The following is a 21,253-nucleotide window of genomic DNA, read 5'->3' as shown; positions in this document are numbered from 1 at the left end:
TCACCGTTGAGACGTAAAGCCGAAACAACTGTTTCGGCTTTTTTTTATAAAACGAGTTATCAGCGTTATTGTTAACTTGATTTGGTCATTTTTTCGGAGACCCAGAATGATTGCACTGTTACGTGTATTGGCTGTCACGATTTGGGCAATTGTGATGTTTGTTTTTGGTTGTGGTTACTGCTTATTGAGTCCACGTAATCCAAAACATGTGTTTCGCTTTGGACGTTATTTTGCTTCCTTATCGCGCCTGTTCGGTATCAAACTAGAACTACGTTTACCGGAAGATGCATACTCTCGCGGTCAGCATATTTATATTGCTAACCATCAAAGTAACTGGGATATGTTCACCGTCTCTGCGGCTGTCACACCAAAAGTCGTGACAGTGGGTAAAAAGAGCTTGGCATGGTTACCCTTGTTTGGTCAGCTGTACTGGTTAACCGGTAATATTCTGATTGACCGTGCTAATCGTTCTAAAGCGGTAGGGACCATTGACCAAGTTGTCGATAGTATTAAGAAAACGGATGTATCGGTATGGATGTTCCCAGAGGGCACGCGTTCTCGCGGTCGAGGCTTACTTCCATTTAAAACCGGTGCGTTTCATGCCGCGGTGGGGGCAGAAGTCCCTATTATTCCGATTGTCTGTAGCTCAACCGACGGGCTGAAATTGAACCGTTGGAATAATGGTCACGTGATTGTTGAGATGCTTCCAGTGGTTAGCACCGAGGATTACAGCAAGCAAAATGTTCGTCAATTAGCCAACCTCTGCCATCAGCAAATGAAAGATAAGCTCGCCGAGCTTGATGCTGAAGTCGCTCAGCGTAATCAAGCGGAAGGCGTAAAATAAACGCGAATACTTGAAAAACCAGTGAATCTTCACTGGTTTTTTTGTTTCTGGGGTAGCGATAATGTCGCTAGGTTAGCTCCATTCCTTGCTTCTGAAGAGTCCTGTGGTTGCACAGGGCAAGACTTTATCGTTGATGCGGGACTTAGCCTAAATTAATGCGTATTGCTTTTCTCACGCCAATAGGCGAGTGATTTGTCTAAATGTTTATTTCGCCACGAGATACCTAGAGATGCTTAGATAAGAGAAAAGCCCAATCTGAAGAAGATGAGGCTTCCTAAAATGGCTCCCCCTGCGGGACTGAACGTGGCCGGCTAGGTCTGAGACAATGATTTGATACAAATCAGGAGCGTTAGGTATAAAAAAACCGCGTCTTGCGACACGGCTTTTTTAAAGTGGCTCCCCTGCGGGACTGAACGTGGCCGGCTAGGTCTGAGACAATGATTTGGTACAAATCAGGAGCGTTAGGTATAAAAAAACCGCGTCTTGCGACACGGCTTTTTTAAAAGTGGCTCCCCCTGCGGGACTCGAACCTGCGACATACGGATTAACAGTCCGCCGTTCTACCAACTGAACTAAGGGGGAATAAATTATTTTATTTCTCTCTAAGAGAGAATGGTGCCGACTACCGGAATCGAACTGGTGACCTACTGATTACAAGTCAGTTGCTCTACCTACTGAGCTAAGTCGGCTCCGAATTCCATCAAGCAATGCTTAATGAAGAAAGTGGCTCCCCCTGCGGGACTCGAACCTGCGACATACGGATTAACAGTCCGCCGTTCTACCAACTGAACTAAGGGGGAATAAATTGTTTTAAAACTCTCTAAGAGAGAAATGGTGCCGACTACCGGAATCGAACTGGTGACCTACTGATTACAAGTCAGTTGCTCTACCTACTGAGCTAAGTCGGCCCAATTTTTTATGTTGCTCGTACTTTACACCAACAACGTAAACATGGTGCCTCGAGGCGGAATCGAACCACCGACACGAGGATTTTCAATCCTCTGCTCTACCGACTGAGCTATCGAGGCAACGGGGTGTATTAAAAGACTTTTCGTCTTAGAGGTCAACATTAAAATAGAAAAAAAATATCGTTTGTTGTTTTTCTGTACTCAATGTGGTGTTTTTGCTCATTTATAAACAAAAAACGATGATGGGCAGGGGGCGTTGTGCTGTTTTCGTGATGACTTTAATCATGATTGTTAGCAAGAAAATCCCAACTAATGTTTTCTTTTAGTCACTAACGATACATTTGTGCTCAAAGCGCATACTTCGCTCTATCAAGAGCCAATTAGAGTGTGGCGCTTCAGACGTATCACTCTAGAGAGAAGCATTTTTGAAATCAGAGCTGGGAAGTCGAGACTCACATTCAAGTCGCAAGCTTTAGGCCGAAAAAGGTGACGGCTTGTTGAAAGACTTTTTTGAAAGTGGCTCGAACGTGGCTGGCTAGGTCTGAGACAGTGATTTGGTACAAATCAGGAGCTTTAGGTATAAAAAAACCGCGTCTTGCGACACGGCTTTTTTAAAAGTGGCTCCCCCTGCGGGACTCGAACCTGCGACATACGGATTAACAGTCCGCCGTTCTACCAACTGAACTAAGGGGGAATTATTTGTCTATGTTTCCTATTTAAAGGAACGATAGCACCAAATAATGGTGCCTCGAGGCGGAATCGAACCACCGACACGAGGATTTTCAATCCTCTGCTCTACCGACTGAGCTATCGAGGCAAAAGAATGGTGCCGACTACCGGAATCGAACTGGTGACCTACTGATTACAAGTCAGTTGCTCTACCTACTGAGCTAAGTCGGCACACTAATATTCTTTGTGCATATTGATATCTAAAGACACCAACAATCAAATTGTGGTGCCCGGAGGCGGAATCGAACCACCGACACGAGGATTTTCAATCCTCTGCTCTACCGACTGAGCTATCCGGGCAACGGAGCGCTATTAAACGGATTTTCGAGCTTGGCGTCAACTTGTTTTTGGAAAAAAAAACAAAAAACGAGTTAACTGCTGCGAATTTAGCCGATTTAAGTCATTGCGCTTAGCCGCCGTTAAATTCTCGTTTGTAATTGGTGACTTTTTGTAAATATCGTCGTGACTCAGAGTTCGGGTGTTTGTTGGTCAGTGCCCAATAAACTTGGTTTGGTTTGAGAGAATTTAAGTCTCGCATCGCTCGAGTTCGATTGGAGCTGAAAGTATTAAGCACGCCACCGGTGCCGCCGTTGTAGGCGGAAATCATGCTGTACTCGAGAGAGGTTGCGTTACGTACATCTTTCAAGTATCGATTTTTAAGAATATAGAAATAGGCGGTGCCCGTGTCGATATTGTTTTCTGGATTAAACAAATATTCTGGTGACGGTTGACCACGCCGCTTCTTAACGATTTGAAAGACATCACGCCCTGCGGTTTTAGGTACAACTTGCATTAGCCCATACGCGTTGGCCCAACTAACAGCATAAGGATTAAAGCTGCTTTCGGTTTTGATGATGGCGTAAATCAAGTCTTCTGGAATGTCATATTTGCGCGAAGCTCGGCGGACAATATCGGCGTATTTATAGCCGCGAATTTCAATCTGATTCTCGACCATAGGGATTTCAACGTAATACGCCTTTTTAAAATCCACTTGTTTGACTTTGAGATAGTGCGCGATCAAAAAGTCGGCATAACGATTTGCTCGCCAAGACCATTTAATCGGTTTTTTATCTTGGTCAACGACCTGATTGTAGAGAAATGGCTGGCCTTCAAGGCGAATCGATTTTGAAGAAAAAAGATCGACATTCGCCGGATCATCTGGCGTTAATAGTGTCGTGACAATGGCGTTTTTGAGGTGCGATTTCGGGTCGGTCGGAGAGACAGTTTCAACAACAATTGTCCCTTTAGAAAAGTTAACTTCTGAGCGACTGAGGTAATTATCGATGTACTTAACGTAGTTACTTTTGCCGGCGTATTTGATTTCCCGGCTACCCCACTTTTTTTCGATACTATTGGTAAAGTTGCCGATCAGAGAGTCCAGCGCTTTGGTGTCTTTGGTAAATTGACCGGGTAATTGGGCGAGATTTTTGGCAAATCGATTGGTGGGTTCGTAATCGACTTGATAAATACTTTCAACGAATTCTCGGCTACAGCCGGTCAAGACAAGCAGACTCAAAAAGTAGCAAAGCTTTCTCATACTTTTTTACCTAACATAAATGACACCAAAGCATCAGTAATGATGTCATTTATTATCAGGGATGCAAATATTCGTCCGACTAAATCAGAGAAATCTGAATCTAGTTCTATTTACTGCTCACTCGGAGGCGTGTAACCATCAATTTGCACATCTTTGCCTTCAAACAAGTAATTGACCATTTCCGTTTCGATCAGCTTACGATGCTCAGGATCCATCATGTTGAGTTTTTTCTCGTTGATCAGCATGGTTTGCTTATGTTGCCACTGAGCCCATGCTTCTTTTGAGATGTTATCAAAAATACGTTTACCCAGTTCTCCTGGATAAAGTTGAAAATCGAGCCCTTCGGCTTCTTTATTTAGTCGAGCACAAAATACAGTGCGGCTCATAACGACTCCTTGATTAAAGTTCGTACGGCAGAGTTTCTAGCAGCTGCTTCACTGGGGCTGCCAGCCCTACTTGTTCCGGTTGAGATAAGTTATACCAAAGACCTTTACTGCCTTCCATTATCACATGCGGTTGCTGTGAAACATCAACCAGTATTGGGGTAATGTCTAAATGGTAATGACTAAAGGTATGGCGAAATGCAATTAACGTTTTATGTTGAGTAATGATTGAGGAAGAAATGCCTCGGTTTTCCAATTGCTGAGTGATATCCGCGTCTGTGTTCTCGGGAAACGCAAAGAGCCCACCCCAGATTCCGCTTTGTGGACGTTGCTCAAGCCATACCTGATTATCATGGTGAAGCATGATAAACCAAGTCTCTTTGACGGGTTTGTCTTTTTTCGGCTTTTTGCCTGGGTAGTCGAGTGGATTGCCTTGTTTATAGGCCACACACATCGATTGAATTGGGCACAAAGTACATTTAGGCTTGCTGCGAGTGCAGACCATTGCCCCCATATCCATCATCGCTTGATTGTATTTATCGACATCGTGGTCTGGTGTGTGCGTTTGGGCGATTGTCCAAAGCTTATTCTCAACGGCTTTTTGTCCCGGCCAACCTTCCACTGCAAATGCACGCGCAAGTGTGCGTTTCACATTACCATCCAAGATAGCGTGAGGCTGTTTATGCACCGATGACAGAATCGCAGCTGCGGTTGAGCGGCCTATGCCTGGCAACGCATTCATTTGCTCGATGTCGGTTGGAAATTCACCAGCGTATTGTTTCGCAACCATTTGGGCCGCTTTATGCAGATTACGTGCTCTCGCGTAATAACCAAGTCCCGTCCATAGGTGCAGCACTTCATCTTGCTCAGCTTCGGCAAGGTCAGTTACGGTAGGAAAACGTTCAAGGAAGCGCTGATAATAGGGAATAACGGTTGCCACTTGGGTTTGCTGCAACATAATTTCCGATAACCAAACACTATAGGCGGTTTTGTTATGTTGCCACGGAAGCTCTTTACGCCCATAGGCGTCATACCAGTTTAAAATAGCCTTAGCAAAAGGAGTCACGACTTGCTCTACATGAGTTATACATATAATTAGGTGCAAAATTGCACCACATTCTGAGTGAAATGTACAACCGACATTTGGTGTGGTTTTATCTTTCTGCTTGCACCAAAGCTAATTCTTTGGATAATCACAAGCCCTTTGAGGCGAGAGCAAATTTTAAACAGGCGAAACCAATGAGTGAAGTGACCACCAACGAATATAACCAAGACGGCAAATTGATCCGTAAAGTACGCAGTTTTGTGCGTCGTGAAGGCCGTCTGACCAAAGGTCAAGAGGCAGCGATGAACGAGTGCTGGCCAACCATGGGTATTGATTACCAACCTCAACGGCTCAATTGGAATGAAGTGTTTGGTAACGATAATCCGGTTGTGCTTGAAATCGGTTTTGGTATGGGTGCTTCTCTAGTTGAAATGGCAAAAAATGCCCCAGAGAAAAACTTTATCGGCATTGAAGTTCATAGCCCTGGTGTGGGGGCATGTTTAGCTTCTGCACGTGACGCCGGTGTCACTAACCTGCGCGTCATGTGTCATGATGCGGTTGAAGTGTTTGAGCATATGATTCCTGATAATAGCTTAACGACATTGCAGCTGTTTTTCCCAGACCCATGGCATAAGAAACGCCATCATAAACGCCGCATTGTTCAGCTTGAATTTGCAGAAATGATTCGTCAAAAATTGATTATTGGCGAGGGTATTTTCCATATGGCGACAGATTGGGAAAACTACTCTGAGCATATGATTGAAGTGATGGAGCAAGCGCCTGGCTATCAGAACATTGCGCAAAATGGGCAATTCGTTGAGCGCCCTGACGATCGACCGTTAACTAAGTTTGAAGCTCGTGGGCAGCGTCTAGGTCATGGGGTTTGGGATATTAAATATCAGCGAGTTAGCTAAGTTTTAATCTCTGACGTTATCACGTATTCTAGCCAAGCCGACATTATTTAATGTTGGCTTTGTTGTTTTTATTAGCCAGTAAAATGTCATTTGCGACAGCAGGGTTTGTGAGGTAAGTACTAAATGAAACCGAACGCAGAAATGTTAACTACGATACTGGAAGAAGTTCGTCCGTTAATCGGCCAAGGAAAGGTTGCAGATTATATTCCGGCGTTAGCCAAAGTCTCGAATCATAAATTGGGGATCGCGGTGTATACCAATCAAGGCGACATGATCACTGCTGGTGATGCGCATGAAGCATTTTCGATTCAGTCGATTTCTAAAGCGCTGAGTCTGACATTAGCAATGGGGCTATATCAGCCTAATGAGCTTTGGCAGCGAGTGGGCAAAGAGCCTTCTGGTCAAGCATTCAACTCGATGATTCAGCTTGAAATGGAGCAGGGCATTCCGCGTAATCCGTTTATCAACGCAGGCGCGATTATTGTTGCCGATATGCTGCAATCCCGCTTATCCGCACCGCGTCAGCGTTTGCTTGAATTTGTGCGTAAGTTATCGAGTAACCCGCATGTGGTTTATGACAAAGTGGTGGCCGCTTCAGAAATGATGCACAGTGATCGCAACGCCGCGATCGCCTACCTAATGCGAGCGTTTGGAAATTTTGACAACGAAGTCATTCCAGTACTCAATAACTACTTTCATGCCTGTGCAATCAAACTAAGCTGTGTCGATTTGGCGAGAACGTTCAGCTATCTCGCCAATAAAGGATGTATGGTCGATGGCGGTAAGCGCATTGTGACCGAAACGCAATCTAAACAGCTGAATGCTTTGCTGGCAACATGTGGTCTGTACGATGGTGCGGGTGAGTTTGCTTATCGTGTCGGTATGCCCGGTAAATCTGGGGTTGGCGGCGGCATTATTGCGATTGTGCCGGGGGATATGACGATCGCAGTATGGTCGCCAGAGTTGGATCGTTCGGGTAACTCTTTGGCCGGAACGCAGGCTCTCGAATTACTCTCCGAGCGGATGGGCCGATCCATATTTTAAGCTTAAAAAAGGGAGCGTGATGCTCCCTTTACTTTACTACTCGTCTTCGGGCATGAAGGCGGCTAATAGGTCGTTGAGAAACAGCTTACCTTGTTCCGTAATTTGCCAATGTGTTTCAGTTTGCTGTAAATAGCCCTTGTTTAAGGCCCAATCGATGGTGGGTTGAATCGTTTGCTGTGGCAACCCTGTGGTAGAGACAAAATCTTGTTTGGGGCAGGCTTCAAGCAACCGAAAGCGATTCATAAAGAATTCAAAAGGACGGTCTTGGTCAGCCACCAGCTGTTCATGATCCAAATACGGTTTGACCATATTTTGATAAGCCGCCAAGTAGCCGCGTGGGTGCTTAATTTTTGTGGTTCGAATGATACGCCCATCGGAGAAACTAAGCTTACCGTGAGCGCCGCAGCCTATACCAAGATAGTCCCCAAAGCGCCAATAGTTAAGATTGTGTTGGCATTGAAATCCTGGCTTGCTGTATCCGGAAATTTCATATTGCACATAGCCTGCCGCACTCAGTTTTTGGTGTCCTTGTTCAAAGATATCCCACAGATCATCGTCATCAGGCAACGTCGGCGGTTTATAGTAGAACATGGTATTGGGCTCAATCGTCAACTGATACCAGGACAGATGCGGCGGGTCGAGTGCAATGGCTTGATCGAGGTCTGCCAATGCTTGTTCTATGCTTTGATCAGGCAAGCCATGCATCAAATCCAAATTAAAGCTGTTGAGGCCAATTTGATGCGCCAATTTCGCCGCATTTACCGCCTCTTGCTGACCATGAATTCGACCTAGGCGTTCCAGTTTTTGTTGTTCAAAGCTCTGAACGCCAATCGAAATACGCGTAATGCCAGCTTGTTGATAAGCTTTAAAGCGCTCAGCTTCTATTGTTCCGGGGTTCGCCTCCATGGTGATTTCAATCTGATCCTCAAATACAATTCGCTTAGCAATGCCTTGTATTAGTTGGGCGATACCTTGAGCTGAAATTAAACTCGGTGTTCCGCCCCCAATAAAGATAGAATGTAATCGGCGTGGATTATCCGCTAGCTGATACCGATCGATATCTGTATCCAGATCTTCCAGAAGGGCATTGATATACGCCTTTTCAGGAATCTGTTCTTTGAGTTCATGAGAGTTGAAATCACAGTACGGGCACTTTTGTACACACCATGGGATGTGAACATACAAACTAAGTGCAGGAGGCGTGAGCATGACTATCTCGCTTATGCTGAATGTAAAATTAGGACTGCTGTGAAAGTGTGGCGAACAGCTTTTTCAACGCTTTGCCACGGTGCGAAAGTTGTTTTTTCATTGCCGGCTCTAGCTCTGCTGAAGCACATTGATGCTCAGGTACGAAGAACACAGGATCGTAACCAAAGCCATTTTCGCCATGGGCTTCGGTGAGAATGCGCCCTTCCCATTGACCATGACACACGATAGGTGTTGGATCGTTTTCATGGCGCATTAAGACCAACACGCAATGAAAGCGTGCAGTGCGCTGAGCTTCAGGCACGTCTTTCATCGCCTCAAGTAACTTATTGAGATTTTTTTCGTCGGTAGCGCCTTCACCAGAGTAACGTGCGGAGTATACGCCAGGTGCGCCGTTAAGGTAATCCACTTCTAAACCTGAATCATCTGCAATTGCAGGTAGCCCAGTCTCTTTGGCAGCATGACGTGCTTTAATGATGGCATTTTCAATAAAGGTCGTGCCGGTTTCAGCTACATCAGAGACGTTAAATTCGCTTTGTGCGACAACATCAAAACCAAAATCTGCCAGTAGATCGGCCATTTCACGAACTTTGCCCTGATTACCAGTGGCGAGCACTATTTTTTTCATTTCTATCCCTATTGGTTGCGGGTTTCCTGAGGCGAAACCTTACTCTTCTACATAAAATTTTTGGGTGAATTTGAGTTTACCACTGCCTTTGATGCCAGCATCGACATCAATATCAAAACTCAAGGTCTCTTCGTTGGTGATTGGGAATTCGCTGAGGTAATAGATAGCGTCTCCCTCTTTCACTTGGCGAAAGGTTAACTGGCGCGTTTGCCCTAGGAGGTTTTTCGCTTGCCCGCTGAGTTTTGCTGTTGTCGCAGGCTTACCCGGTTCGCTGGTATCTAACACGCTGATATTAAGAATGGAGGAGTAGCCGTTACGCTTAAGTTGATAGCTGCGTGCAATGTTTGGTGTTAAAAAGCTGGAATTAAATGCGGAGTAGTGCACTTCTACCTGCTTTAGTTGCTTGAACTGAGCTGCCGACGCTGAAAAGCAGAAAAAGGCAGCCATAAGAAATCCAAATCGACTCAGTTTCATCATTCATGCTCGTTAATGAGGTTAATCTCACGGTATTTTGCCAGTTATCCGGAGATGTGTGCATAAGTTATCGTTTTTTGAATTGTGGCATGACCGAAGCTTTTTTGTAAGAGGTATATGTTGTTTACACTGATCATAAAATCACGAGCAAAGATACACCTCACTACATGAGTCGCTTGCTGCGGGTCACCCTGAAATCACCGCCGCCAGCATAACACCGGATAGTGTGGAGTATGGCGGCATTGTAGGCACAGCGGTTCCTATACTTCTTGGGCTATGGGGAAACCTTTCGCAAAGAGTTCGACTAATAGCAGAGTATCAAACGCTGATTGTTGCGGCAGTCAGCGCCCTTTTTAGTGGGATAGGGGTTGGCGTAACCCTCAAAACCGATGTTAAGTGGTTACGCCTGATGATGGAAAAAATGGACCAAAGGTTAACTCGACTTGAATCTAAAAAAAGTTGATCAAGTAATTTGTTATTTCAAATGGTCTAAATTTGGTGAGCATAAATCTAAGAAGATATTCTTCCAATTCTCTGGTAGATCGGAAAAATCATTACCCCAGTTGTCTTTAATGTATTTATACGCAGTAAAAGGTTTCTCTCCACTTGGTGGTTCATATCCAAGAATATCTTCAATACATTCCTCAATCATGATTCTATTCTCAGCACCTGTTTGGGCTAAAATAGGAGCATTAAAGGCTTCAGCTTTCGGAGTACCACCGTCTCGATCATGCATAAACGTATAGTTGAGGGATAAAGCATTTAAATATTTAGCTAAGGATATTAATACAGACTTACCTCTCGCCCTAAGGAACTCACAGTTACCAACTACTTTTGCCCTGTCCTCTGGTTTTAGACGTTTAATTGTTTCTCTGATAACTACTTCTTCTGTATCTCCCTCTACAAAAATACTTTTTCTTGTAAAGAATATTCTTGCAATGTAATCGTCAACTTTTAGCAGCATTTTTAGATTTTGCTTCTCCTCTTGTTGAAGGTTTAAAAATGCATCATTTAGATTAAATGAATGAGTTTTAGTGAATCCGCCTTCTTGTGAGAATTGGGTTAGGCTCATACTCTTATCTGAGCCTAGATTGATCATGTAAGGAGAGTGTGTGGTCGCTATTATCTGACAATTTTCTCCTGCTAATTCATATAAAGAGTCTCTCATTTGGTTAGCTGCTGAAGGGTGTAAATATATTTCTGGCTCTTCAAAACAGAAAATTGTAGCAGTCGGTATATCCATTGATGAATTTACAAAATTTTGTACAAATCTTAGTAATTCAAAAACGGTTGCGCGAATCATTCCATGCCCTTGATAATTTACGGAGGTTTTGACATTGCTCTCCATCTCAACATTGAACTCGGGCTTTATTACTTTTTCAGGCACATCTAGAGACGCATTAACATGTACAGATGAGTCTGGGAATAAGTTACCAACCATATTGTTCAATCCATTCATTAACTGGCCAAAGTCTGTATCAGCATCTTGAGGATTTAACTCGCTAGCTAGTTTTTTCAAAAACTCTTGAGCTTTTTCATAGTTCACCGATTTTTCTCGTACATTGTTAAATAGATCGGTGAGTAATTTATGCAACGCTCCACCAGAGGAGGTTAGCTCTTGCATGCATGATTCTGCCGGAATTATGACTATATTTGGTAGGCGTTTAAGAACATTGCCGGGGATACCTCCGGGATTTTCAATCCAAGAAGCTTCGTCTTCATCTGTTTGTATATCCCAGTATTCAGGTAGATCTCTAAGTTTTTCTGAAACTTTTTTGCTTCCTACTTTCGCATCAAGTTTATCTACAGAAAAAAACTCTTTTAAATATTCTTCGCTCCAGTCTTCCCCCACTAATTCTGAAAGTACCGTTGCAGCTTGGTACTTTTCTTTTACTGTTACTTTTAATTCTTTCATCCAGACAGTAGGTTTAGAGCCATTAAGTTTCCACACTTTCTTATAAATTATTGAATTTCCAGTTTCGTTCTCTAGAGTCGATTCAGTCGGTATAACTCTACCCTTAAACCCAACCCACTCTTTTGCTTCATGGGGAACATTTTGATATTCCGCTATCATTTCTATCTCGGGTGCATAGATATAATCATCTTGAGCTTCATCGTATGTTTTTGAGAAATCCTCTCTAGACGTATTCAGTGCTTTGTGTAAGTAGTCTATCGCTTTGAATACACTAGACTTTCCTGCATTGTTTGAACCGATAAGAAAAGTGGTATCTCTGAAATTTATTTTGCAGTCTTTAAGTTTTCTAAAATTTTTAATTTGGAGTTCATGTAATCTCATTTCTAGTCTCAGTATGCGATTGATTTCATTTTGAGTCCTTAAGTTAACCCCAATATAAAACTTTATGACTATTAAATTGGATAAATTGTGATCGCTGACACCTGCATTTTGTTCATAATATTCTTTATAAACAAAGTGTTAAAATTGTGTTTTCTTTATGTTTCAACTTGGGGCAAGGTTAGCTCTCCGTAGATTGTCGTAGTCATCTATGGAGCTTTTTACATGTTGTGGTCGATTTGTGGGATTGATTTACTTATTGTTAAATGTAATCAATCTAAGAGATTGACATAAAAGCCATTACAAGATGGCTTTTATGTCTGCGGGGATGTGGCTGGGAGTGTGAACGCGAACTTGTTTATGGCGCCCAAGCTCGCCTTTTTCTATCTCTATTAGCCCTTTCGCCACTTTAAACTGTTTGGCTAAAAATTTGCTCAAATGAGCGTTAGCTTTACCGTCTACAGGTGGTGCAGTGATGGCGATTTTTAACTCTTCACCATGCAAGCCGACGATTTTATCACGGCTTGCTTTGGGCTGAATATACAGGCGAAGAATGACATCTTCGCCGTCTTGCCACACCGCTGAAGACATTATAGCTGGTACCACAGTGGGCCAATGAGATCGCCCATTAGGAAGTTGGCAAATTGGAGCAAAATAAACAGAACCAGCACGCTGAAATCAAAGCCACCCATCGCAGGAATAAAGCGGCGAATCGGTGCAAGCATTGGCTCCGTTAGCTGGTGGAATACGTATTCAATTGGGCTGCGACCTTGGCTAACCCAGCTCAAGATTGCACGGATCAACAATACCCAGAACAGCAAACCGCCCGCGGCTTTCAGTAAAGACAGACCCCCTAAGATCAAAAATGAAGAGTCAAAGGAGACCGAGCCTCGGGATTGAAGCAAAATCAGCGCAACGTATTTGAGTACACACAGTACATAGGCAAATAGGACGGTTGCGAGATCAATGCTACCAATTGATGGAATGAAGCGACGCAATGGGCCAACAATCGGCTGCGTTGCTTTCACGACAAACTGAGAAAATGGGTTATAGAAATCTGCGCGAGCCGCTTGTAACCAGATGCGTAAAATCACCACCATGATATACAAATCAAACAGCGTAGATATCAAAAAACTCATTGAATTCATAGATGACCCTTAGTTAAGTGCAGAGCAAAATTCTGCGTAATTAAAATAGTTTTTCCATCTCTTCAGCGCGAGTAACCGCAGCTTGCATGGCGCTCGCTACAATATCGGAAATATGATGTTGATTAAAGGTGCGCAGTGCTTCAGCGGTTGTGCCGCCTTTTGAGGTCACTTGCTCGCGCAGTGTTGATAACTCGGTGTCGGGGTTAGCAACGACCATTTCCGCCGCTCCAAGTGCGGCTTGCTGGACGAGGTTACGCGCAGTCTGAGCATCAAAGCCTTGAGCAATGGCTTCTTTTTGCATGGCTTCCATGAATAGGAAGAAGTACGCCGGAGCGCTGCCTGCTGCGGCAATGACATTATTGATGCCTGACTCTTGTTCCACCCAACAGATCTCACCCACTAAAGACATCAGATCTCCAGCAAATTGGCGATCAGTGCTGGTTACCGTATTTGGCGCGTAAAGGCCGCTCATCCCTTTGCCAATCAGCGATGGCGTGTTAGGCATGACGCGAACGAGAGTCAGCTTAGTCGCAAACATCTCATCAAAGCGCGCCGCATTAATGCCTGCTGCAATCGAAATAACCAGTTTGTCGCTGTAATCCACCGATTGAAGGCCTTCAGCGACAGTTGCCATCATTTGTGGTTTAACCGCTAAGACAATCACTTCGGCTTGCTTAGCGGCTGCGAGGTTATCATCCGTGGTGTTAATGGCATATTGGTTGGCAAGAGAATCACGTGTTGCTTGGCTTGGCGCTGTTGCGGTAATCAACTCTGCAGGGTAGCCGTTTGCGATCATTCCGGAGATGATGGAGCGCGCCATATTTCCCGCGCCGATAAAAGTGATTTTCTTGTGTTCCATAACGGTTTCTTCCTGACAGTGTGTGAGATGAGTCTGAATGTTGTATTACGCTTTGCTTGAGTAGTCACGAGCTCCGAAAATAGCGGTACCAATTCGTACCATCGTACTCCCTGCTTCAATCGCTGCGTCCATATCGCCAGACATTCCCATCGATAGAGTATCGATATGAGCGTACTGCTCACCAAGTTGGGTTTGTAACGCAGCCAATTGTTTGAATGTCTCTAGCTGTTGTTGATGGTTATCTACGTTCGCGGGAATCGACATCAACCCTCTTAACGTGAGGTTGGGAAGTGATGAAATCAACTGGGCGAGGTCAAATATTTGTTGTGGCTGAACGCCGGACTTAGACGCTTCATCACTGATGTTCACTTGAATTAATACCTGCAGTGGCGGTAGGTGTTGTGGGCGTTGGTCGTTCAAACGCTGGGCGATTTTTTCACGGTCGATGGTATGTACCCAATCAAAGTGTTCGGCGACAAGGCGCGTTTTATTGGATTGGATAGGTCCGATGAAGTGCCACTCTAAGTCCAATTCAGGGTGGTTGGTCTGAAAGTATTGGACCTTATCGACGCCTTCTTGAACGTAGTTTTCTCCAAAGCGTGTTTGTCCAGCCTTGGCGGCATCAAGGATAGCTTGATTAGGTTTGGTTTTACTCACTGCCAGAAGTTGCACGGAGTCTCGAGCTCGTCCACACTTTTGTTGTACGTCGGCAATTTGTGAGGTGATATGTTCAATATTTTGTTGAATACTACTCATGGCTAACTTTACTAAGGAAAATAAATGGATATCGCTGAGTTATTGGATTTTAGTGTAAAGCATAATGCGTCAGATCTACATCTTTCTGCAGGTGTTTCTCCAATGGTACGTATAGATGGTGAAGTTAGGAAGCTTGGCGTACCAGCTTTGAGTCATGAAGAAGTGCATCGTTTAGTTTTTGAGATCATGAGCGATGCCCAGCGTAGTGAATTTGAAGCGCATCTTGAAGTCGATTTTTCCTGTGAGTTGCCAGCGATTGGACGCTTTCGAGTCAATGCGTTCAATCAGGCGCGTGGCTGCTCAGCGGTATTTCGAACCATTCCGACAGAGATTCCAAGCCTAGAACAGCTTGAAGCTCCGGAAATATTTACCAAAATCGCCAATTTTGAAAAAGGGTTAGTGTTGGTCACTGGGCCTACCGGGTCGGGCAAATCAACGACATTAGCGGCGATGGTGGATTACATTAATCGTCACCACAATAAACACATTCTCACCATTGAAGACCCTATCGAGTTTGTACATAGTAATCATAAGTGCTTGATTAACCAGCGTGAAGTGCACCGCGATACTCACAGTTTCAAAAATGCGCTACGTAGCGCGCTACGAGAAGATCCTGACGTGATTTTAGTCGGAGAGTTGCGTGACCAAGAGACCATCAGTTTGGCTTTAACGGCGGCGGAAACCGGGCATTTAGTTTTTGGTACCTTACATACCAGTTCGGCAGCCAAGACCATTGACCGTATCATTGACGTGTTTCCAGCGGGAGATAAATCGATGGTGCGCTCGATGCTTTCCGAATCTCTACGTACGGTCATTGCTCAGAAGTTGTTGAAGCGAATGGAGGGCGGACGCGTTGCTTGTCATGAGATCATGATGGCCAATCCGGCGATTCGTAACTTGATCCGCGAAGATAAAGTGGCGCAAATGGTCTCTGTCATTCAAACCGGTGCTGCGGCAGGGATGCAAACCATGGAGCAACACAGTAAGCAACTCTTAGCGCAAGGCATTGTTGCTCCAGAAGAAGTGGCACAAAAAATTGAAACTGATGGCTCAGCGAATTCACTGTTCTAGGAAAGCGCAATGGACATTAAACACTGTTTACAGGTTATGAGCGAATGCAAGGCCTCCGATTTATACATCACGGTCGGCGCTCCAATTCACTATCGAGTCGATGGGCAGCTACAGCCCAAAGGTGCTGAGCTTAATCGAGATGAAGTTAATCATTTACTGGCGCAAGCCATGGGTGAGGCTCGCTTTGATGAATACCTAGCTCAGCATGAAGCGAACTTTGCGTTAGTGACTGATGTCGGTCGTTTTCGTGTTAGTGGTTTTTTCCAGCGTGAATTGCCTGGCGCTGTGATTCGCCGGATTGAAACTGAGATTCCAAGTTTTGAACAGCTCAAACTTCCTGAAGCACTCAAGGCATTAGCCGTGGCCAAACGTGGATTGGTGCTGGTGGTAGGAGCTACAGGCTCAGGAAAATCGACCACCATGGCGGCGATGACAGGGTATCGCAATCAGCATAGTCATGGGCATATTCTCACTGTCGAGGACCCCATCGAGTTTGTGCATCCGCATCAATGCTGTATTGTCACTCAGCGTGAAGTGGGATTGGATACTGAAAGCTATGAAGTGGCGCTAAAGAACTCCTTACGCCAAGCGCCTGACATGATTTTGATCGGTGAGATTCGTAACCGAGAAACCATGGAATATGCGCTGAATTTTGCAGAAACGGGCCATCTTTGTTTGGCGACCTTACACGCCAATAATGCGAACCAAGCGTTAGAGCGTATCTTGCATTTAATGCCAAAAGGTCAGCGTGAACAGTTTTTGTTTGATCTTTCACTTAACTTGAAAGGGGTGATTGGTCAGCAATTGGTTCGTGATAAGCAAGGTAGCGGGCGCCATGGCGTGTATGAAGTATTGCTTAACTCACCTCGCGTCAGCGACCTGATTCGACAGGGTGAGTTGCATGAACTGAAGACCACAATGGCGAAATCACGTGAGGCTGGCATGCAGACGTTTGATCAGGCGCTGTATCAATTATTAGTTGAGGATAAAATTAACCTTGAAGAAGCGCTACACAGTGCCGACTCGGCTAATGATTTACGGCTAATGCTCAAAACGCACAAAATGGATACAAATCCGCGAGGTGGAGCGCTTGACGGGGTCACGATTGATATGGATTAACCACTAAAAAAGCTTGGCAACGCCAAGCTTTTTTATCACTGAGCAATCAGTTATCGGTTGGTTATTCATCGCCCCATTGCGCTTCAAACCAGCTTTCTAAAATAACCACCGCGGATTGGCAGTCAATGTTGCCTTTGCTTAAGGCTTTATAACCACCGTGAGCAAAGAGTTCGGCTCTGGCTTCGGCGGTAGAGAGACGTTCATCATGTAGTTCAACGGGTAAGCCAAATCGGCCGTGCAAACGGTTGGCAAATTTTTTCGCTCGTGGGGTAATGGTTTCGAGCGCCTTACCATGTAAATCAGTGGGTAAACCGACCACGAGTAACTGCGGTTGCCACTCTTTGAGGATTTTTTCAATGTCATCCCAATTAGGAATGCCGTCGTTTGCTTTAAACGCACGGAGCGGTGAGGCCGTGCCTATAATTTCTTGGCCTATTGCACTGCCAATACTCTTGGTGCCAAAGTCAAAGGCAATGATGGTTCTTGATGTCATCGGTTTTCTGCTGTTCTAACAATGAAGGTCATGCCTAAGCATGACCTGATTCACTTGAGAGCTGAGTGGCGTTAATGCCGAGCATTTCAACGGCGCGATCCCAGCGTTCATTAATCGGCGTATCAAAAATAACATTTGGATCGGCTTCAATGGTCAACCATGAGTTCTCCGCCAATTCAGTTTCTAATTGCCCAGCTTCCCAACCTGAATAACCGAGAGCAACTAAATAATTACTCGGCTCAGCTTCGGTGCCGAGAACCGACAGAATATCACGTGAGGTGGTGACGTAAATTTGGTCGGTCATTTGTACACTCGACTCATAACGATCTTTGGGTTTATGTAAGATAAAACCGCGATCTTCTGAAACGGGGCCGCCATTGAGCACGGGTTTATCCAAACTCGCTGTATTGAGTTGAGGATGAACAGGATCAATCTCAACCTGTTTGAGCATTTTTCCGACGGTAATATCGACCGGAGCATTGATCATTAACCCCATTGCACCTTCTTCATTGTGTTCACACACATAGATGACTCGGTGCTGAAAGTAAGGATCTTTCATGCCCGGCATTGCAACTAAGAAATGATTGGTTAGATTCATAGCAACTCCAATCCAAAAAGTGGCATCCAATAGGATTATTGATGCCATGTTATCGTTAGTTAGCCCTGCTTAACGCGGCGTTCGATGGCATCCATCAGCTTGCCAGTGATAGAGATATCATACGCCGCTTCGATTTCTCGAATACAGGTTGGGCTAGTGACATTAATCTCAGTGAGCTTATCGCCGATGACGTCTAATCCAACGAAAATCAGACCTTTTTCTTTAAGTGTAGGCGCTACAGCGTTCGCTATCTGTTTATCTGTCTCACTTAATGGGCGCGCTTCTCCACGACCACCGGCAGCAAGGTTGCCGCGTGTCTCACCTTTGGCTGGAATTCGCGCTAAGCAGTATGGCATTGGTTCACCGTCAACGACCAGAATACGCTTGTCACCATTGCTAATATCTGGAACAAAGGTCTGTGCCATCGCGTAGTTTTGACCATGATTGGTCAAGGTTTCAATGATCACTGACACATTCGGATCATTCTCTTTGACGCGAAAGATAGACGCGCCGCCCATTCCGTCTAAAGGTTTAAGGATCACGTCCCCATGTTGTTCGCGAAATTCTTTAAATTTCTCTGCCTTACGTGTCACCATCGTGGTTGGTGTGAGCTCAGGGAACCAAGCGGTAAACAGCTTTTCGTTACAGTCACGCAGGCTTTGCGGTTTGTTGACGATCAATGTGCCTTTTTCTTCTGCACGCTCGAGAATATAAGTTGCGTAGATAAACTCGGTATCAAAAGGCGGATCCTTACGCATTAATACGGCATCAAGCTCAGAAAGCTCAATCGATTGTTCAGATTTAAACTGATACCAGCCGTTTGGATCCTCTTTTAGCTCTATGATTTTGGTGTCAGCCATTGCAACACCTTGATCTAAATGTAGATCATTCATTTCCATGTAGTGAATTTCATAGCCACGACGCTGTGCTTCAAGCAGCATCGCAAAACTAGAATCTTTTTTGATATTGATGTCCGAGATCGGGTCCATCACTATGCCGAGTTTAATCATTGAGCTTCTCCGGTTTAACCAAGGTCACCAAAGCGAACTTGGAGGGCAGTAATTGCGGTAAGAGCCGCGGTTTCGGTGCGTAGTACGCGAGGTCCAAGCAGCGTCTCTTCAAATTGGTATTGGTGTGTCATGTCTATTTCTTGTGCCGAAAGCCCACCTTCGGGACCAATTAATAGGCGCACTTTTGTTACAGGCGCTGGTAGCGTATTGATTGAGTAGGTTGCTCGTGGATGCAAATTGAGCTTCAAGCCGTCGTACTCTTCTTCACACCATTGCTCAAGTTGCATGATGGGGCGAATTTCAGGCACTCGGTTACGACCACTTTGTTCACAAGCGGCAATGGCGATTTTTTGCCATTGAATCAGTTTCTTCTCAAACCGCTTTGGATCGAGTTTAACACCGCAACGTTCTGAAATCAGTGGAGTAATCGTGTTTACCCCTAACTCAACCGACTTTTGGATGGTGAATTCCATCTTGTCACCACGGGAAATGACTTGGCCTAAATGCAAATCAAGGGGGGACTCGACATCACGTTCGACCCGCTCTTGAGGTTTTACCAGCACATTCTTTTTGCTGACCTCTTCAATCACAGCTGGGAATTCAGCGCCACTGCCATCAAATAACAACACTTCTTGCCCAGGTTTCATTCGCAGTACACGGCCTACGTGGCCCGCTGCATCTTCACTTAAAGGCAGAGTGTTTAGCTGATGAATGATTTCAGGATGATAAATTCGAGGGATGCGCATGGTTATTTGAATTTTCCTACAAATAGTTAATGACTAACATGGATGCTTTATATCGAAAAAACAAGGGCAAACCACCAAAGCCATGGGGATTTGCCCTTGTGCAATGGGGTCTAAGTTTAGTGCTTTTGGCAGGCTTTGACGACAAACGGGTTATGATTCCCTTGAACTTCGGCGATCCGCCTGTCACGTTCACACTCCCATCCATCTGCGGGATAGGTGTTATTCCATGCGTTCATCAGGTTTGTTTGCTGTTTTGAAAGGCGAAACCCGTATTTTTGGCTCATATACAGATAGGTTCTGGCAATTGAGCCTCGCGCGCGATCCGGTGGCATGACTTTACGTTGTTTGAAGTTGACTTGCATGTCACAGCGACCGTAGGTTACACCATCAACGCCATTCCACTGGCTAAAATTATAGTTGGAACGATCGCCATTCACTTCTCCAATCGCTGGCGTTAGGTTATGGAGATCCGCTTCCATCAAGCGAAATGTTTGATCATGACGCGTGCAGTTTTTACGTCCTCCTTGTTGCCAACATTGACGCTGATGACCAAATTGCCAAGCTGGAACAACGTGCTCCCACTCAATTCGGCTTGCGCGTTTGGGCTGTTTTCTTACTTGATAGCCACAGTTAATCAGTTCTGGCTTGCCTTTTTTACCTTGCCACTCGATATCACAGCCACAGTAGAAACTTACCGGATGGGTTTGATAGATTTTAACGGCTTGACGTTTGGCACTTGAGAATGAGGTTGGGTGTCCTGCCCAAACAGAAAAGGCCATCATTGCGATAACGCAAGCAGACCCGAGACGAACAATCGACATGATTTAAAAGTATTAGAAAAGTATGACAATGTGCATTCTATCATGCATTTTTAGAGTGAAATATTGTCATTGCTTTTCAAAACTTTGAAGCAGGCTGGCATTAAGTCAGTTGTTTACCCGTAAACGACAAAGTTTGTTGGCATTGCTGGCAACGGTATTGAGCTTGACCTTTGAGTATTTTGTTATGACGACGAATGGTTAAGGCATGTTGACGACAGCCACATTGATATTCAAACGTTTTGCCTTGTACTGACGTAACTGAAAATTGATGGGTGGTGTTGGCCGAAACGCCAAAGACTTGCTCCATGACCATCTGCCATTCTTTACCGTGTGGGCGTACGCGACCAAATAACTGCCAAGTGAGTAAATGTGCGGTTTCATGAGGTACTACTTCGTCGATAAACGCCTGCGGATTTTCAGCAAACAACGTGGGGTTGAGGCGAATTTCGTTGAGCTGAAGTAGTGCTTTACCTGCGCTTTTTCCCCTCAATTTATAGTTCAGTTTAGGTAAGGAAAAGTCACGTTTAAAGTATTCACTCGCTTGGGTAATACAGTGTTGCATGCGCGCGACAGCGCGATAGTGAAGCTCAAAGTTATCCATCAAATCTCTCAAATAGAAAAAAACTC

General features: G+C 44.8%; 22 protein-coding genes and 9 tRNA genes. 5 read left to right on the top strand and 26 right to left on the bottom strand.

The features are described from left to right. The first annotated feature begins 106 nt into the window (after positions 1-106). Positions 107-844 carry a 1-acylglycerol-3-phosphate O-acyltransferase gene (locus tag M1D72_RS19815; RefSeq protein WP_390197338.1) on the top strand — a complete coding sequence of 246 codons (738 nt, stop codon included), beginning with the start codon at positions 107-109 and terminating at the stop codon, positions 842-844. 506 nt (positions 845-1,350) lie between these two features. Here M1D72_RS19815 and M1D72_RS19810 read toward each other — a convergent pair. The 12 genes from M1D72_RS19810 to mutY all read right to left on the bottom strand — a co-directional run bounded on the left by M1D72_RS19810 (position 1,351) and on the right by mutY (position 5,467). Further along, positions 1,351-1,426: transfer RNA gene (locus tag M1D72_RS19810), tRNA-Asn, on the bottom strand. Between the two features lie 31 nt (positions 1,427-1,457). Beyond that, positions 1,458-1,533: transfer RNA gene (locus M1D72_RS19805), tRNA-Thr, on the bottom strand. A gap of 35 nt (positions 1,534-1,568) precedes the next feature. Further along, positions 1,569-1,644 (bottom strand) — tRNA-Asn (locus M1D72_RS19800). Between the two features lie 32 nt (positions 1,645-1,676). Next, a tRNA-Thr gene (locus M1D72_RS19795) sits at positions 1,677-1,752 on the bottom strand. Positions 1,753-1,796: 44 nt separating this feature from the next. Further along, positions 1,797-1,872, bottom strand: a tRNA-Phe gene (locus M1D72_RS19790). Positions 1,873-2,370: 498 nt separating this feature from the next. Continuing rightward, positions 2,371-2,446: transfer RNA gene (locus M1D72_RS19785), tRNA-Asn, on the bottom strand. Between the two features lie 47 nt (positions 2,447-2,493). After that, positions 2,494-2,569 (bottom strand) — tRNA-Phe (locus M1D72_RS19780). A 7-nt stretch (positions 2,570-2,576) separates the two neighbouring features. Continuing rightward, positions 2,577-2,652, bottom strand: a tRNA-Thr gene (locus M1D72_RS19775). A 53-nt stretch (positions 2,653-2,705) separates the two neighbouring features. Next, positions 2,706-2,781: transfer RNA gene (locus M1D72_RS19770), tRNA-Phe, on the bottom strand. A 109-nt stretch (positions 2,782-2,890) separates the two neighbouring features. After that, positions 2,891-4,018 carry a membrane-bound lytic murein transglycosylase MltC gene (mltC, locus tag M1D72_RS19765; protein ID WP_390197335.1) on the bottom strand — a complete coding sequence of 376 codons (1,128 nt, stop codon included), beginning with the start codon at positions 4,016-4,018 and terminating at the stop codon, positions 2,891-2,893. A gap of 110 nt (positions 4,019-4,128) precedes the next feature. Beyond that, entirely contained in the window at positions 4,129-4,404 is a 276-nt protein-coding gene (locus M1D72_RS19760; protein ID WP_390197332.1) for an oxidative damage protection protein, read from the bottom strand. A 13-nt stretch (positions 4,405-4,417) separates the two neighbouring features. Beyond that, the gene (gene mutY / locus M1D72_RS19755; RefSeq protein WP_456296283.1) at positions 4,418-5,467 is read right to left on the bottom strand and encodes an A/G-specific adenine glycosylase; all 1,050 of its coding nucleotides are present in this window, start codon (positions 5,465-5,467) and stop codon (positions 4,418-4,420) included. A 173-nt stretch (positions 5,468-5,640) separates the two neighbouring features. Between mutY and trmB the strand changes: the two genes are divergently transcribed. Together trmB and glsB are read left to right on the top strand one after the other, a co-directional pair. Then, entirely contained in the window at positions 5,641-6,360 is a 720-nt protein-coding gene (gene trmB / locus M1D72_RS19750; protein ID WP_456296282.1) for a tRNA (guanosine(46)-N7)-methyltransferase TrmB, read from the top strand. Between the two features lie 123 nt (positions 6,361-6,483). Then, positions 6,484-7,404 (top strand): glutaminase B, encoded by a 921-nt coding sequence (glsB, locus tag M1D72_RS19745; protein WP_456296281.1) that lies wholly within the window; start codon positions 6,484-6,486, stop codon positions 7,402-7,404. 36 nt (positions 7,405-7,440) lie between these two features. Here the strand turns inward: glsB and hemW are convergent, their stop codons facing one another. The 8 genes from hemW to M1D72_RS19705 form a co-directional block, all read right to left on the bottom strand. After that, positions 7,441-8,613, bottom strand: coding sequence for a radical SAM family heme chaperone HemW (gene hemW / locus M1D72_RS19740; protein ID WP_456296280.1), 1,173 nt, complete (start codon positions 8,611-8,613; stop codon positions 7,441-7,443). Positions 8,614-8,641: 28 nt separating this feature from the next. Further along, the gene (locus tag M1D72_RS19735) at positions 8,642-9,238 is read right to left on the bottom strand and encodes an XTP/dITP diphosphatase (protein WP_456296279.1); all 597 of its coding nucleotides are present in this window, start codon (positions 9,236-9,238) and stop codon (positions 8,642-8,644) included. 39 nt (positions 9,239-9,277) lie between these two features. After that, positions 9,278-9,685: a DUF4426 domain-containing protein gene (locus tag M1D72_RS19730; protein WP_456297435.1), complete on the bottom strand. Its 408-nt coding sequence runs from the start codon at positions 9,683-9,685 to the stop codon at positions 9,278-9,280. Positions 9,686-10,187: 502 nt separating this feature from the next. Beyond that, a complete protein-coding gene (locus tag M1D72_RS19725; RefSeq protein ID WP_456296278.1) occupies positions 10,188-12,008 on the bottom strand; it encodes an ATP-dependent nuclease in 1,821 nt (606 codons plus the stop codon). Positions 12,009-12,305: 297 nt separating this feature from the next. Next, a complete protein-coding gene (gene yggU, locus M1D72_RS19720) occupies positions 12,306-12,596 on the bottom strand; it encodes a DUF167 family protein YggU (RefSeq protein WP_456296277.1) in 291 nt (96 codons plus the stop codon). Continuing rightward, on the bottom strand, positions 12,596-13,153 hold the full coding sequence (locus M1D72_RS19715; RefSeq protein WP_390197309.1) for a YggT family protein: 558 nt from the start codon (positions 13,151-13,153) through the stop codon (positions 12,596-12,598). The genes yggU and M1D72_RS19715 overlap by 1 nt, the downstream gene beginning before the upstream one ends. A gap of 40 nt (positions 13,154-13,193) precedes the next feature. Beyond that, positions 13,194-14,012 (bottom strand): pyrroline-5-carboxylate reductase, encoded by an 819-nt coding sequence (gene proC, locus M1D72_RS19710; protein ID WP_456296276.1) that lies wholly within the window; start codon positions 14,010-14,012, stop codon positions 13,194-13,196. Positions 14,013-14,057: 45 nt separating this feature from the next. Continuing rightward, the gene (locus M1D72_RS19705; protein ID WP_456296275.1) at positions 14,058-14,768 is read right to left on the bottom strand and encodes a YggS family pyridoxal phosphate-dependent enzyme; all 711 of its coding nucleotides are present in this window, start codon (positions 14,766-14,768) and stop codon (positions 14,058-14,060) included. Positions 14,769-14,792: 24 nt separating this feature from the next. Here M1D72_RS19705 and M1D72_RS19700 point away from each other — a divergent pair, with 24 nt between their 5' ends. Both M1D72_RS19700 and M1D72_RS19695 read left to right on the top strand, forming a co-directional pair. Beyond that, a complete protein-coding gene (locus M1D72_RS19700) occupies positions 14,793-15,839 on the top strand; it encodes a type IV pilus twitching motility protein PilT (RefSeq protein WP_456296274.1) in 1,047 nt (348 codons plus the stop codon). 9 nt (positions 15,840-15,848) lie between these two features. Beyond that, positions 15,849-16,958: a PilT/PilU family type 4a pilus ATPase gene (locus M1D72_RS19695; RefSeq protein ID WP_456296273.1), complete on the top strand. Its 1,110-nt coding sequence runs from the start codon at positions 15,849-15,851 to the stop codon at positions 16,956-16,958. Positions 16,959-17,019: 61 nt separating this feature from the next. Here the strand turns inward: M1D72_RS19695 and ruvX are convergent, their stop codons facing one another. The 6 genes from ruvX to M1D72_RS19665 form a co-directional block, all read right to left on the bottom strand. Further along, the gene (gene ruvX, locus M1D72_RS19690; protein ID WP_390197294.1) at positions 17,020-17,451 is read right to left on the bottom strand and encodes a Holliday junction resolvase RuvX; all 432 of its coding nucleotides are present in this window, start codon (positions 17,449-17,451) and stop codon (positions 17,020-17,022) included. 34 nt (positions 17,452-17,485) lie between these two features. Continuing rightward, positions 17,486-18,049 (bottom strand): YqgE/AlgH family protein, encoded by a 564-nt coding sequence (locus tag M1D72_RS19685; protein ID WP_390197291.1) that lies wholly within the window; start codon positions 18,047-18,049, stop codon positions 17,486-17,488. A 59-nt stretch (positions 18,050-18,108) separates the two neighbouring features. Further along, on the bottom strand, positions 18,109-19,059 hold the full coding sequence (gene gshB / locus M1D72_RS19680; RefSeq protein ID WP_456296272.1) for a glutathione synthase: 951 nt from the start codon (positions 19,057-19,059) through the stop codon (positions 18,109-18,111). A 14-nt stretch (positions 19,060-19,073) separates the two neighbouring features. Then, positions 19,074-19,805 carry a 16S rRNA (uracil(1498)-N(3))-methyltransferase gene (gene rsmE, locus M1D72_RS19675; protein ID WP_456296271.1) on the bottom strand — a complete coding sequence of 244 codons (732 nt, stop codon included), beginning with the start codon at positions 19,803-19,805 and terminating at the stop codon, positions 19,074-19,076. Between the two features lie 116 nt (positions 19,806-19,921). Further along, positions 19,922-20,587, bottom strand: coding sequence for an endonuclease (locus tag M1D72_RS19670; RefSeq protein WP_390197480.1), 666 nt, complete (start codon positions 20,585-20,587; stop codon positions 19,922-19,924). Positions 20,588-20,726: 139 nt separating this feature from the next. Beyond that, positions 20,727-21,227, bottom strand: coding sequence for a SprT family zinc-dependent metalloprotease (locus M1D72_RS19665; protein ID WP_456296270.1), 501 nt, complete (start codon positions 21,225-21,227; stop codon positions 20,727-20,729). Positions 21,228-21,253: the final 26 nt, after the last annotated feature.

This window comes from Vibrio sp. AK197, from assembly GCF_053903115.1.
Note: the sequence above shows the minus strand (reverse complement) of the source record. Positions and strands in the feature narration are given on the sequence as shown.